Below are 11,883 nucleotides of genomic sequence, written 5' to 3'. Positions count from 1 at the left end.
TTGGCATGGACATGAAAACCGTTCACAAAAAGCTCAATGCAAAAGACAAATACCGCCTGCTCACGCGCGACCTCGCCTGGGAGCCGTCGTACCGCACCGAGGAAGAGATTTTCCCCTACATCGCCTATGAAGGCCTGAAGATCCACGACTGGAACAAGTGGGAAGACCCGTTCCGCCTGACCATGGACGCCTACTGGAAATACCAGGCCGAAAAGGAGCGCAAGTTCTACGCCATCATCGACGCCCACGCGCAGAACAACGGCCACCTGAATATCACCGATGCGCGCTACCTGTCGGCGCTGAAGATCTTCCTGCAGGCCATCAGCCCCGGCGAATATGCCGCGCACAAAGGCTTTGCGCGTGCGGGCCGTGAGTTTCGCGGCGTCGGTACGCAAGTGGCCTGCCAGATGCAGGCCATCGACGAGCTGCGCCATGCGCAGACGCAGATCCACGCCTTGTCCAACTACAACAAGTTCTACAACGGCTTCCATGCCTTTGCCGATCAGCGCGACCGTATCTGGTACACCTCGGTGGCCCGTTCGTTCTTTGACGATGCGATGTCCGCCGGCCCGTTCGAGTTCATGATCGCTATCGGCTTTTCGTTCGAGTACGTGCTCACCAACCTGCTGTTTGTGCCGTTCATGTCCGGCGCCGCCTATAACGGCGATATGGCCACGGTCACCTTTGGCTTCTCCGCGCAGTCGGACGAAGCGCGGCACATGACCCTCGGCCTGGAGTGCATCAAGTTCATGCTCGAGCAAGACCCGGCCAACCTGCCGATCGTGCAGGGCTGGATCGACAAGTGGTTCTGGCGCGGCTTCCGCGTGCTGGGCCTGGTCAGCACCATGATGGATTACATGCTGCCCAAGCGCGTGATGTCGTGGCGCGAGGCCTGGGAGATCTACGGCGCCGAGAACGGCGGCGCGCTGTTCAAGGATCTGGCGCGCTACGGTATCCGTCCACCCAAGAGCTGGGACGATGCCGAGGCCAGCATCGACCACATGTCCCATCAGTTCATGCTGGGGCTGTACCAGTGGAGTTTCGGCACCGCGTTCCATGCCTGGATTCCGTCGGATGACGACATGCAATGGCTGTCCGCCAAGTACCCGACCACCTTCGACAAGTACTACCGCCCGCGCTGGGAGCACATCAAGAAAATGGAGGCGGCCGGCACGCCGTTCAAGAACTACGGCCTGGCCAAATTGTGCCAGTGCTGCCAGTTGCCCACGGTGTTCACCGAGCCGGACGACCCGACCCTGATCTGCCATCGGCAGGTGCAGTACAAGGGCGACAAGTACCACTTCTGCTCCGATCACTGCATGGGCATCTTCAACAACGAACCGGAGAAATACATCCAGGCCTGGCTGCCGATGCCGGCGCTGTTCCAGGCGCCCACCAATGGCGACCTGGGCGCCTGGATGGACTGGGTATCGCTCAAGGACGGCCAGGACAACGGCGACTTCGCCGACTCCCAGGACCGTCGCAACTTCGAAATGTGGCGTGGCATGGCGACGTCCAACCAGTAACTGCGTGACCACCCCACGGGCGTGGCCGACACATTCGGCGGCCACGCCCCGCTGACAAGAATAAGGAGAGCACCATGCCTGTAGTCGCCCGTAAAGAATACGTGGGCGTTGCCCGTGATCGCGTCGAAAACTTCAATGGCAAGCAGTTGGTGTATGCCAGCTGGGATCACCACTTGCTGTTCGCGGCGCCGTTCCTGCTGTGCCTGGAACCGCAAACCACCTTTGCCCAGTTGCTGGACACGGCCCTGGTCCCCTTGTTGCAGGCCGACCCGGATGCCGCGCTGATCGACTGGCAGAGCGTGCAATGGCTCAAGGACAACCAACCCTGGGTGCCCGACCTGGACGCCAGCCTGGTTGCCAACGGCATCGGCCACAAAGACCAGTTGCGCTTCAAGACGCCCGGTCTCAACACCCTGTGTGCGACCCACTGAGGGGGCCAGTCATGAGCTATGAATTAACGATCGAACCGCTGGGCCAGACCATCGCAATCGAAGCCGGCCAGACCATTCTCGACGCCGCCTTGCGCGCCGGTATCTACCTGCCGCATGCCTGCTGCCACGGGCTGTGTGCCACCTGCAAAATCCAGGTGGTCGATGGCGAAATCGAACATGGCGAAGCCTCCAGCTTTGCCCTGATGGATTTCGAGCGCGAAGAGAAAAAATGCCTGGCCTGCTGCGCCACCGCCGAAAGCGATTTGGTCATCGAGGCGCAAATCGACGAAGACGACGATGCGCAAAACCTGCCGGTGCGCGATTTTCCTGGCACCGTCAGCCGCATTGAAACCCTCACGCCGACCATCAAAGGTGTGTGGATCAAGCTCGACGCGCCCGAAGGCATGCACTTCCAGGCCGGCCAGTACATCAACCTGCAGTTACCCGACGGCATTGGCAGCCGGGCCTTTTCGGTGGCCAACGCACCGGCGCCCGGCAGCGACATTGAGTTGAATATCCGCGTCGTGCCCGGCGGCCGTGGCACCGCGTATGTGCATGAGCAATTGCAGGTCGGCGAGCGAGTGGGCATCACGGGTCCCTACGGGCGTTTTTTCGTGAAAAAGTCGGCGCACCTGCCGGTGATCTTTATGGCCGGCGGCTCGGGGTTGTCGAGCCCGCGTTCGATGATTCTCGATCTGCTGGCGGACGGTTTCGCGCTGCCGATCACCCTGGTCTACGGGCAGCGCCACCGTGCCGAGTTGTACTACCACGACGAGTTTCTCGCCCTGGCCGCGCAGCACCCCAACTTCACCTACGTGCCGGCGCTGTCCCATGAGCTTGAAGACTCGTCGTGGCAAGGCTTTCGTGGCTTCGTGCATGACGCCGCCAAGGCCCACTTCGACAACGACTTCCGTGGGCACAAGGCCTACCTGTGCGGCCCGCCGCTGATGATCGATGCCTGCATCAGCACGTTGATGCAGGGACGCTTGTTCGAGCGCGATATCTACATCGAGAAGTTCATCTCGGCGGCGGATGCCCAGCAGGTTCGCAGCCCCCTGTTCAAAGCGATTTGATCCACCGACCCCGCCCCCTCGACGGATGCAAGAGGGGCGGACGAGGCCGGCCGCCCAGCGGTTTTTGCCATACCTGAAGGGTATCGAGTGGGGCCAAATAAAGTATTAGTCGGTATCTGCCGGCTTTTCTAGACTCGCACCCAGGGACTCATGCCGGACGGGCCGTGGCAGGTACGGGCGGTCGTCATACGAACAATAACTACGGAGCTCTCATGCGCCAGATCAAGCACTTCATTGCCGGTGAGTTTACCGACGCTGCCAGCGGTGTACGGTTCAACAAACACTCCCCGCTGGACAACAGCGTCATCTGCTCGGTCAGCGAAGCCGGGCGTGGCGAGGTGGACGCGGCCGTCAGCGCCGCACGCACTGCCTTGCAGGGCGAATGGGGCCGCCTGGGCACCGAGCAGCGCGTCGAGCTGCTGTACGGCGTGGCCAACGAAATCACCCGGCGCTTCGATGACTTCGTCGAAGCGGAGATGTCCGACACCGGCCAGCCCGAGCACGTGATGAAGCATGTGTTCATCCCGCGCGGCGCGGCCAACTTCAAAGTGTTCGCCGACGTGATCAAGAACGTCGCCAGCGAGGCGTTCCCGATGGATACCCCCGACGGCCGTGGCGCGTTGAACTACACGCTGCGCCGGCCCAAGGGCGTGATCGGGGTGGTCTGCCCGTGGAACGCACCCTTCATGTTGATGACCTGGAAGGTCGGCCCGGCCCTGGCCTGCGGCAATACCGTGGTGGTCAAGCCATCGGAAGAATCGCCGCAAACCGCCACCCTGCTGGGCGAAGTGATGAACACGGTCGGCATCCCCAAGGGCGTGTACAACGTGGTGCACGGCTTCGGTCCGGATTCGGCCGGGGAGTTCGTCACTCGGCATCCGCAGGTCGACGCCATTACCTTTACCGGCGAGACGCGTACCGGCACGGCGATCATGAAAGCCGCTGCCGAGGGCATGCGTGATGTGTCGTTCGAGTTGGGCGGCAAGAACGCCGGCATTGTCTTCGCCGATGCCGATTTCGACGCGGCGGTGGAGAGCTTTTCCCGTTCGGTGTTCCTCAACACCGGGCAGGTGTGCCTGGGCACTGAGCGGGTGTATGTCGAGCGGCCGATCTTCGCGCGTTTCGTGCAAGCGCTGAAGGCCAAGGCCGAGGCGGTGAAGTACGGCCGCCCCGATGATCGTCACGCTAATTACGGCCCGCTGATCAGCCAGGAACACCGGGAAAAAGTCCTGTCGTACTACCGCAAGGCGGTCGAGGAGGGCGCCACCGTGGTGACCGGCGGCGGCGTGCCGCAGATGCCGTCCGACCTGGCGGCTGGCGCCTGGGTACAACCGACCATTTGGACCGGTCTGCCGGAGAGCGCAGCGGTCGTGCAACAGGAAATTTTCGGCCCGTGCTGCCACATCTCGCCCTTCGATAGCGAAGACGAGGTGGTCGCCAAGGCCAACGCTACCGAATACGGCCTGTCGACCACCCTCTGGACCCGCGACCTGGCGCGAGCGCACCGCATGGCGGCCCGCATCGACGTGGGCATCACCTGGATCAACAGCTGGTTCCTGCGCGACTTGCGTACGCCGTTTGGCGGTTCCAAACAGTCCGGGATCGGCCGTGAAGGCGGCGTGCATTCGCTGGAGTTCTACACCGAAACCCGCAACGTCTGCGTGAAACTCTGAGGCTCCCCCATGAATCAGCAAACCATCGAGCAGTACGGCGACGAGCTGTATCAGGCGTTCGTGTCCCGCCGCGTCATCGCGCCGTTGCTCAGCCGTGAACCGCAGATCCGCATCGAGGATGCCTACCGCATCCAGGAGCGCTTCATTGCCCGGCGCCTGGCCGCCGGGGAAACCATCGTCGGCAAGAAAATCGGCGCCACCAGCAAGCCCGTGCAGGACTTTCTCGGCGTGTACCAGCCGGATTTCGGCATGCTCACCTCGGGCATGGTGTTTGCCGACGGCGACACCCTCGACCTGGGCCAGATGATCCAGCCCAAGGCCGAGGCAGAACTGGCCTTTGTCCTCAAGCATGACCTCAAGGGACCGGGCATCACCGCCATGGACGTGATTCGCGCCACGGACTATGTGGTGCCGTGTTTCGAAGTGGTCGATTCGCGCATCCGCGACTGGCAAATCAAGATCCAGGACACGGTCGCGGACAACGCCTCCTGTGGCGTGTTTGTACTGGGCACCACCCGGGGCGATCCGCGCCGGTTGGATATCACCCTGGCCGGCATGGTGCTGGAGAAGAACGGCGAGGTGTTCTCCACCGGCGTGGGCGCCGCCGTGCAAGGCTCGCCCGCCAATGCCGTGGCCTGGCTGGCCAACACGCTGGGTGAACTGGGCATTCCGTTCAAAGCGGGGGAGGTGATCCTCTCCGGCTCGCAGTCGGCGCTGGTGCCGGTGGCGGAGGGCGACGAGTTGGTCTGCCGGGTCGGCGGCCTGGGCAGTTGCCGGGTGAAATTTTCTGGAAGGAGCGCCGTATGAGCCGCGAACTGACGCTGTCCCGCGAAGACATCGTGCGCCTGTGCGAACGGGTCGAAGGCGCACAGACCCGAGCCTATGCCATCCCCAAACTGACCGACGACTACCCGCAGATGACCATCGCCGATGGCTACGCGGTGCAGAACGAACTGCGTCGCCGCTATATCGCCCAGGGCCACCGGCAAGTCGGCTGGAAAGCCGGGCTGACCTCCAAGGCGAAGATGCAGCAAATGGGCGTCAGCGTGCCCTCGATCGGCTTTCTCACCGACCGCATGGCCCGCCCCGAAAGCTCGGCGATCAGCACCGCTGACCTTGTGCATCCACGGGTCGAGTGTGAAGTCGCCTTTGTCATGAAGGCCGAGTTGCGCGGCCCCGGTTGCACCGCCGCCGATGTGTTGGCCGCCACCGACTACGTACTCCCGGCGGTGGAAATCATCGACTCGCGGTTTTCCGGGTTCAAGTTCGACCTGGCCAGCGTGATCGCCGACAACGGTTCCTCGGCGCGTTTCGTGGGCGGTGGGCGTAGCCGCTACGTCGCGGATCTGGACCTGCCGACCCTGGGGGTGGTGATGGAAAAGAATGGCGAGATCGTGACCATGGGCGCCGCTGCGGCGGTGATGGGGCACCCGGCCGAAGCCATCGCCATGTTGGTGAATATCCTCGCCGAGATGGACGAGTCGTTGCCTGCCGGCAGCTTCGTGATGAGCGGCGGCATTACCGAAGCCATCGCGGTGAAGCCCGGCGACAGCATAGTCGCGCGCTTCCAAGAGTTGGGCAGCGTATCGATGCGTTTCGTTGAATAACCACAAGCACCCTGGAGGCAGTCATGCCCATTATTGAAATGCATTTGGCCGAGGGCCGCACTGCCGAGCAAAAGAGCCGTATGGCGGTCGCGGTCACTGAAGCGGTATGCCTGAGCCTGCAATGCCCGGCGGAAACCGTGCGGATCCTGATCACCGAGCACGCGCGCGACGGGTTTTACGTGGCCGGCCTGGACATGGCGCAGCGCGCTGCCAAGCAGCGGGAGCAGGGCCAATGAAAAAGATCAAATGTGCGTTGATCGGTTCCGGCAACATCGGCACCGATCTGATCTACAAGATCCTGCGCAGTCCGGTGCTTGAACCGGTCTGGATGGTGGGCATCGACCCTAACTCCGAAGGGCTGCTGCGGGCCCGCGAGTTGGGCTTGAAAACCACCCACGAAGGCGTCGATGGCCTGCTCCCGCACGTGTTGGAGGATGGCATTCAGATCGCGTTCGACGCCACCAGTGCCTATGTGCACGCGGAAAACAGCCGCAAGCTCAATGCCCTGGGCGTGTTGATGATCGACCTGACCCCGGCGGCCATCGGTCCGCTGTGCGTGCCGCCGGTGAACCTGCGCGAACACGCGAAGACCCTGCAGATGAATGTCAACATGATCTCCTGCGCCGGGCAGGCCACCATTCCCATCGTCAATGCCGTCTCGCGCATTCAGAGCGTGGCCTACGCCGAGATCGTTGCCAGCCTGGCGTCCAAGTCGATCGGCCCGGGCACCCGCGCCAACCTCGATGAATTCACCAACACCACCTCGAGTGCCATCGAGAAAATCGGTGGCGCGCGCAAGGGCAAGGCGTTGGCCATCATCAACCCGGCCGAGCCGCCCATGCTGATGCGCAACACCATTTATTGCCTGACCGATGACGAGCCCGACCGTGTGCGCATCCGTGAGTCGATCCTGCAAATGATCGGCGAAGTGACGAAATACGTGCCGGGTTATCGCCTGGTCAACGGTCCTATTTTCGACGGCAAGAAAGTCTCGGTCTTCATGGAGGTAGCGGGCCTGGGCGACTACCTGCCCACCTACGCCGGCAACCTGGACATCATGACTGCGGCCGCCACCCGCACGGCCGAGATGTTCGCCGAGGAAATACTCGCCGGCACGCTTCACCTTAAAGCCCCGGAGGTCGCGTAATGAACCCATCCAACCCTACGAGCCTGCAGGGCCGCAAAGTGATCCTGCATGACATGTGCCTGCGCGACGGCATGCACGCCAAGCGCGAGCAGATCAGCGTCGCGCAGATGGTCAAGGTCGCCACCGCGCTGGACGCCGCCGGTGTGCCTTACATACAAGTCACCCATGGCGGTGGCCTGGGGGGCAACTCGCTGCAACATGGCTTCGCGCCCCACAGCAACGAGGAATACATCAGCGCGGTGGCCCCGCTGATGAAGCAGGCGAAGGTGTCCGTGTTGCTGATTCCGGGGCTGGGCACCATGAAGGAGCTGCACTCGGCCTACGATTGCGGCGCGCGCAGCGTGCACGTTGCCACCCACTGCACCGAGGCGGACACCTCGCCGCAGCACATCGCCTATGCGCGAAAACTGGGTATGGATACCTCCGGGTTCCTGATGATGGCGCACCTCAACGATGCGGCCGGCATCGCCCGCCAGGGCAAGCTGATGGAGTCCTACGGCGCGCAGACGGTGTACGTCACCGACTCGGCCGGCTACATGCTGCCCGAAGACGTGAAGGCGCGGATCGGCGCGCTGCGCGAGGTGCTTGATCCGCACACCGAGATCGGCTTCCACGGCCACCATAACCTGGGCATGGGCGTGGCCAACTCGATTGCCGCCATCGAGGCCGGCGCCAGCCGTATCGACGGTTCGGTCGCGGGGCTCGGCGCCGGGGCGGGCAATACTCCGCTGGAGGTGTTCGCGGCCGTGTGCGAGCGCATGGGGATCGAAACCGGTACCGACCTGTTCAAGCTGATGGACGTGGCCGAGGACATCATCGTGCCGATGATGGAGCACATCGTGCGGGTCGACCGCGAGTCGCTGACCCTGGGCTATACCGGCGTCTACTCCACCTTCCTGCTGCACGCCAAACGTGCGGCCCTGCAGTTCGGCGTGCCGGCGCGGGACATCCTGGTGGAGCTGGGGCGCAAGAAAATGATCGGCGGCCAGGAAGACATGATCCAGGACACCGCCCTCACCATGGCGAAAGAACGTGGCGTTCCGTTGCCGACCTGATGGCCCGCAGGGGCGTGCGCTGCGGGCCCCTGACTGAATGCGAGAGTTTGAACATGAGTACGCAAAAAGAACTGGCCGTGGTGGTCGGGGCGACGGGCGCGTTTGGCCGGCAGATTGTGGCGCGGTTAAGCGCCAGTGACCTGGATGTGGTCGCGGTGGCGCGCAGTGCCGACGCCCTCGACGAACTGGTCGATCGCCATCCAGGGCTGATTGCCTGCGTCGCCGACATCGCCAGCGACAGCGCGGTGGCGAGCCTGCGCGCCGTGCTGGAGCGGCCGGTGCGCATGATTGTGCACGGGCCTGGCGTGGCGGTTGTCGGCGGTATTCTTGATGCACCCACCGCTGCGTTGGTGGATGCGGTGAATATCAAGGTCGGCGGGCTGTTGCGCCTGGTGCGCGCGGTGGATGGGCATCTGGTGAAAGGCTCGCGGTTGGTGGCCATCGGCGGTCACTACGGCTTTGAACCCACGGCCTATGCCGCCGCTGCCGGGGTGGCCAATGCGGCGCTGATGAACGCCGTGCGCCAACTGAGCCTGGCCTATGGTGAACGCGGTATAACCGCGCATCTGATCGCCCCAGGACCGGCAGACACCGAGCGCTTGCACCGGGTGGCCGCAGACCGGGCCCGGCAGCGCGGTATCAGTGCCGAGGCGGTGCTGGGCGAGATGTGCGCAGAGTCGTCCCTCGGCGCCTTGACCACGCCAGCCCAAGTGGCCTGGGCCGTGAGCCTGTTGCTGGCGCCCGAGGCCGATGCGATGACCGGCTCCAGCCTGATGCTTGATTCCGGGCGGCGTCGCGGCCTGCCTTGAGCGAGCTGCGCATCGAGCTGCCAGCGCATAAAACCAACAATAATTCAGCGAGATCGCCCCTATGCCTGTCGTGAACTTTCATCTGGTGGACGGCCATTGCAGCGCCGAGCAAAAAGCCTGCTTGCTCAAGGACGCCTCACAGCTTTACAGCCTGGTGCTGCATTCACCCGTCGAACGGGTCAGGGCCTTTATCACGCTGCATGCGGCGACCGAGTGTGCGGTGGCCGGTGAAGTGGTCGAAGTCAGCGGGCGGCATGCACCGTTCTTTGAGTTCTTCGTCCTCGAAGGCCGCCCGCTGGATGAACGCCAGGCGTTGATGCGCGGCTTCACCGACCTGCTCAGCGCGACCCTCGCGGTCGAGCAGGGCCTGATCCGCGGTCGCTGCATCCGTGTCGATCCGCAGGATTGGTGCATCGGCGGGCATGATGCCGCGCAGTTGCGCCAACAGGAAATCCTCGAGCGTGCAGAGCAAGCGCAGGACGCCCCGTGAGCATCGGCGTGTGGGGGTGTGTGCGATGAAATACCAGATCGTGATTGAAGACACCGGCGAGCAGTATCCCTGCGATGAGCGTGAATCGGTGTTGGAGGGCATGGCGCGATTGGGGCGGCGGGGCATACCGCTCGGCTGTCGGGGCGGCGGTTGCGGGGTGTGCAAAGTGCGCATTCTGAGCGGCGAGTATGTCGCCAAGGTGATGAGCCGCGCCCATGTCAGTGCGGCCGAGCTGGCCGATGGCATCGTGCTGGCCTGCCGGGTTTTACCCGGCAGCGACTTGTCGGTAGAGGTCACCGGCAAGATGAAAAAGAGCGTTTGCAGGCCGCTTTAACGCGAGAGGGCCAGCGCGATTGTTGTCTGAATGCATAACAGTCTTTATCAGATTCATGGCTGTTTCTCTTGGGGGCGCAGGCATAAAGTTCTTCCTGCCAGCACAGCAAAAGGCTTTAAGCCCGCAGTCACTTGTAATCGTCGGCAGACAACTTGTTTGGTTTACAGCGACTGATCGTTCTGTGCATTTCATCGATAAAGTTTCTGATTTAAATCATCGAAACTTAATTAAAGGAAAGCCTCATGAAAGTTTCAGTAGCACTCTTCGCACTGTTTGGTTTTAGCGGTTTGGTCATGGCCCAAGAAGGCGCGGCTGCGGTTGACGATCAACAAGTGCAAGTTGAGCAATACACTTACTCCACACATCTTGATATTGCCAAAGTGATCTCTCAATCCGAGGCCGCCGATGTGTGCGCTGTAGTACCGATGCGCATGACTTATGAAGACTCCCAGGGCAAACGTCATATCCTGGCATACGAAGCAATGGGCAACGGTTGCAGCAACGGTTGATTGATCAACCCTTGAAATGATTGCGCCTCAGGGTGGTTACACTGAGGCGCGAAGAGAGATAGAACACGTGTGAAGTTGGTTTCACTTCTGCCAAGCGCTTCAGGCCTGGCATCATTCAAGGCTCATTGAGTCCGTCGCGTTAGTTGCCTCCCCGCCGAACTTAATGTGCTTGCTTCAGGCAATCAGTTCCTGAGCTGTCATCGTCAACTGAGCACCGACCCGGGTTTTTAACGTGTCGATGAAGCGAGTGATTTTTGCATCGATGAACTGACGGGATGTATAGACCGCGTAAACATTGCGCTCGTAAGTATGAAACTCGGGCAATACGCGCACGAGCCTGCCTGAACGCAAATCCTCGATGGCTGAAAAACCGGCCAGCAAACCTATGCCTGCTCCCGCCCTGACGGCGACCGCCATGGCGTCCATATCGTTGACGCTGAAACTCGGGCCCTTGGGGGTAAACGTGGCATCCCCGGTCTTGCTCTTCAATTGCCACTCATCCCGCACATAATCGACGGTGCCCAATAGCAAGCACTGATGATCGTTGAGGTCTTCTGGTGTTAGAGGGGCGGCGTGTCGTTGCAGGTATTCTGGCGACGCCACCAGCACACAATGGCTGATGCCGATCTTTTGGCTGACATACGCTGAATCCGGCAGCGTTCGGGCAATCAGAATCGACACGTCCAGTTGGTCTTCCAACAGGTTGGGCATGCGCTGGGACAGCATCAAGTCCACGGTCACTTCCGGGAACTCCTCGCGGTACTCCAGCACGGCACCGGTGACCAGATGCCGCGCGAGCCCCGGCACACAATGCACCCGCAACGTCCCCCTGGGGGTCAACGCTGCGTTACTCGCTTCGGCTTCGGCATGCTCGAGGTCCGCGAGGATTTTGGTGCAGCGCTCGTAAAAGCGGCGGCCGGCGTCAGTGATCGAGAGACGGCGGGTCGAGCGCTGTATCAGGCGGGTGTCGAGCATGTTTTCTAGCGCGGAAACAGCCCGCGATACGTTACCGACGGTTGACTCCAGATGATTCGCCACCGCCGTGAAACTGCCCATCTCCACAACCTTTATGTACACCGACATATTCGAAAGCTTATCCATCCTGACCTTCCTGTTGACCTGGTTTCAGCCGTTCTGCCCGCTGCTCGATATTACCGCTGGGTACAACATTGATTCCCTCTTGGCCGACTAAATCAATCGGTTGACCTTCCATAGACTGGGTTGCACAG

14 protein-coding genes are annotated in these 11,883 nt (G+C 62.0%); 13 read left to right on the top strand and 1 reads right to left on the bottom strand.

Annotated features, from left to right (window positions below):
• Positions 1-5: 5 nt before the first annotated feature.
• The 13 genes from BLR63_RS11110 (at position 6) to BLR63_RS11050 (ending at position 10,654) form a co-directional block, all read left to right on the top strand.
• Entirely contained in the window at positions 6-1,526 is a 1,521-nt protein-coding gene (locus tag BLR63_RS11110) for a YHS domain-containing protein (RefSeq protein WP_010567294.1), read from the top strand.
• A gap of 74 nt (positions 1,527-1,600) precedes the next feature.
• Positions 1,601-1,957, top strand: coding sequence for a phenol hydroxylase subunit P4 (locus BLR63_RS11105; protein WP_010567293.1), 357 nt, complete (start codon positions 1,601-1,603; stop codon positions 1,955-1,957).
• Positions 1,958-1,968: 11 nt separating this feature from the next.
• Complete coding sequence (locus tag BLR63_RS11100; RefSeq protein ID WP_010567292.1) at positions 1,969-3,030, top strand: NADH:ubiquinone reductase (Na(+)-transporting) subunit F; 1,062 nt, start codon at positions 1,969-1,971, stop codon at positions 3,028-3,030.
• A gap of 212 nt (positions 3,031-3,242) precedes the next feature.
• On the top strand, positions 3,243-4,703 hold the full coding sequence (locus BLR63_RS11095) for a 2-hydroxymuconic semialdehyde dehydrogenase (protein WP_010567291.1): 1,461 nt from the start codon (positions 3,243-3,245) through the stop codon (positions 4,701-4,703).
• Positions 4,704-4,712: 9 nt separating this feature from the next.
• Positions 4,713-5,510 (top strand): 2-oxopent-4-enoate hydratase, encoded by a 798-nt coding sequence (gene dmpE / locus BLR63_RS11090; RefSeq protein WP_010567290.1) that lies wholly within the window; start codon positions 4,713-4,715, stop codon positions 5,508-5,510.
• Positions 5,507-6,310 carry a 2-oxo-3-hexenedioate decarboxylase gene (dmpH, locus tag BLR63_RS11085; protein ID WP_010567289.1) on the top strand — a complete coding sequence of 268 codons (804 nt, stop codon included), beginning with the start codon at positions 5,507-5,509 and terminating at the stop codon, positions 6,308-6,310. The genes dmpE and dmpH overlap by 4 nt, the downstream gene beginning before the upstream one ends.
• A gap of 23 nt (positions 6,311-6,333) precedes the next feature.
• Positions 6,334-6,546 (top strand): tautomerase family protein, encoded by a 213-nt coding sequence (locus BLR63_RS11080; protein ID WP_010567288.1) that lies wholly within the window; start codon positions 6,334-6,336, stop codon positions 6,544-6,546.
• The gene (locus BLR63_RS11075) at positions 6,543-7,457 is read left to right on the top strand and encodes an acetaldehyde dehydrogenase (acetylating) (protein ID WP_010567287.1); all 915 of its coding nucleotides are present in this window, start codon (positions 6,543-6,545) and stop codon (positions 7,455-7,457) included. The genes BLR63_RS11080 and BLR63_RS11075 overlap by 4 nt, the downstream gene beginning before the upstream one ends.
• On the top strand, positions 7,457-8,512 hold the full coding sequence (gene dmpG, locus BLR63_RS11070; RefSeq protein ID WP_010567286.1) for a 4-hydroxy-2-oxovalerate aldolase: 1,056 nt from the start codon (positions 7,457-7,459) through the stop codon (positions 8,510-8,512). Before BLR63_RS11075 ends, dmpG begins: the two co-directional genes overlap by 1 nt.
• Positions 8,513-8,565: 53 nt before the next feature.
• Complete coding sequence (locus BLR63_RS11065) at positions 8,566-9,321, top strand: SDR family NAD(P)-dependent oxidoreductase (RefSeq protein WP_010567285.1); 756 nt, start codon at positions 8,566-8,568, stop codon at positions 9,319-9,321.
• Positions 9,322-9,382: 61 nt separating this feature from the next.
• Positions 9,383-9,811: a tautomerase family protein gene (locus BLR63_RS11060; protein WP_010567284.1), complete on the top strand. Its 429-nt coding sequence runs from the start codon at positions 9,383-9,385 to the stop codon at positions 9,809-9,811.
• A 25-nt stretch (positions 9,812-9,836) separates the two neighbouring features.
• On the top strand, positions 9,837-10,145 hold the full coding sequence (locus BLR63_RS11055; RefSeq protein WP_010567283.1) for a 2Fe-2S iron-sulfur cluster-binding protein: 309 nt from the start codon (positions 9,837-9,839) through the stop codon (positions 10,143-10,145).
• A 242-nt stretch (positions 10,146-10,387) separates the two neighbouring features.
• Complete coding sequence (locus tag BLR63_RS11050; protein WP_010567282.1) at positions 10,388-10,654, top strand: DUF2790 domain-containing protein; 267 nt, start codon at positions 10,388-10,390, stop codon at positions 10,652-10,654.
• Between the two features lie 174 nt (positions 10,655-10,828).
• On the opposite strand, the gene BLR63_RS11045 is transcribed toward BLR63_RS11050, so the two are convergent.
• Positions 10,829-11,755: a LysR family transcriptional regulator gene (locus tag BLR63_RS11045; protein ID WP_042947546.1), complete on the bottom strand. Its 927-nt coding sequence runs from the start codon at positions 11,753-11,755 to the stop codon at positions 10,829-10,831.
• Between the last annotated feature and the right edge of the window lie 128 nt (positions 11,756-11,883).

It is taken from the genome of Pseudomonas extremaustralis (assembly GCF_900102035.1).
Classification (GTDB): Bacteria; Pseudomonadota; Gammaproteobacteria; order Pseudomonadales; family Pseudomonadaceae; genus Aquipseudomonas; species Aquipseudomonas extremaustralis.
This window is presented reverse-complemented; position numbering and strand designations above follow the sequence as displayed.

Coding starts and splice junctions, on each gene's coding strand:
- BLR63_RS11045 (WP_042947546.1), bottom strand. CDS start 11,755: ATGGATAAGCTTTCGAATATGTCGGTGTACATAAAGGTTGTGGAGATG.
- BLR63_RS11110 (WP_010567294.1), top strand. CDS start 6: ATGGACATGAAAACCGTTCACAAAAAGCTCAATGCAAAAGACAAATAC.
- dmpE (WP_010567290.1), top strand. CDS start 4,713: ATGAATCAGCAAACCATCGAGCAGTACGGCGACGAGCTGTATCAGGCG.
- dmpG (WP_010567286.1), top strand. CDS start 7,457: ATGAACCCATCCAACCCTACGAGCCTGCAGGGCCGCAAAGTGATCCTG.
- BLR63_RS11095 (WP_010567291.1), top strand. CDS start 3,243: ATGCGCCAGATCAAGCACTTCATTGCCGGTGAGTTTACCGACGCTGCC.
- BLR63_RS11060 (WP_010567284.1), top strand. CDS start 9,383: ATGCCTGTCGTGAACTTTCATCTGGTGGACGGCCATTGCAGCGCCGAG.
- BLR63_RS11075 (WP_010567287.1), top strand. CDS start 6,543: ATGAAAAAGATCAAATGTGCGTTGATCGGTTCCGGCAACATCGGCACC.
- BLR63_RS11050 (WP_010567282.1), top strand. CDS start 10,388: ATGAAAGTTTCAGTAGCACTCTTCGCACTGTTTGGTTTTAGCGGTTTG.
- BLR63_RS11105 (WP_010567293.1), top strand. CDS start 1,601: ATGCCTGTAGTCGCCCGTAAAGAATACGTGGGCGTTGCCCGTGATCGC.
- BLR63_RS11080 (WP_010567288.1), top strand. CDS start 6,334: ATGCCCATTATTGAAATGCATTTGGCCGAGGGCCGCACTGCCGAGCAA.
- dmpH (WP_010567289.1), top strand. CDS start 5,507: ATGAGCCGCGAACTGACGCTGTCCCGCGAAGACATCGTGCGCCTGTGC.
- BLR63_RS11100 (WP_010567292.1), top strand. CDS start 1,969: ATGAGCTATGAATTAACGATCGAACCGCTGGGCCAGACCATCGCAATC.
- BLR63_RS11055 (WP_010567283.1), top strand. CDS start 9,837: ATGAAATACCAGATCGTGATTGAAGACACCGGCGAGCAGTATCCCTGC.
- BLR63_RS11065 (WP_010567285.1), top strand. CDS start 8,566: ATGAGTACGCAAAAAGAACTGGCCGTGGTGGTCGGGGCGACGGGCGCG.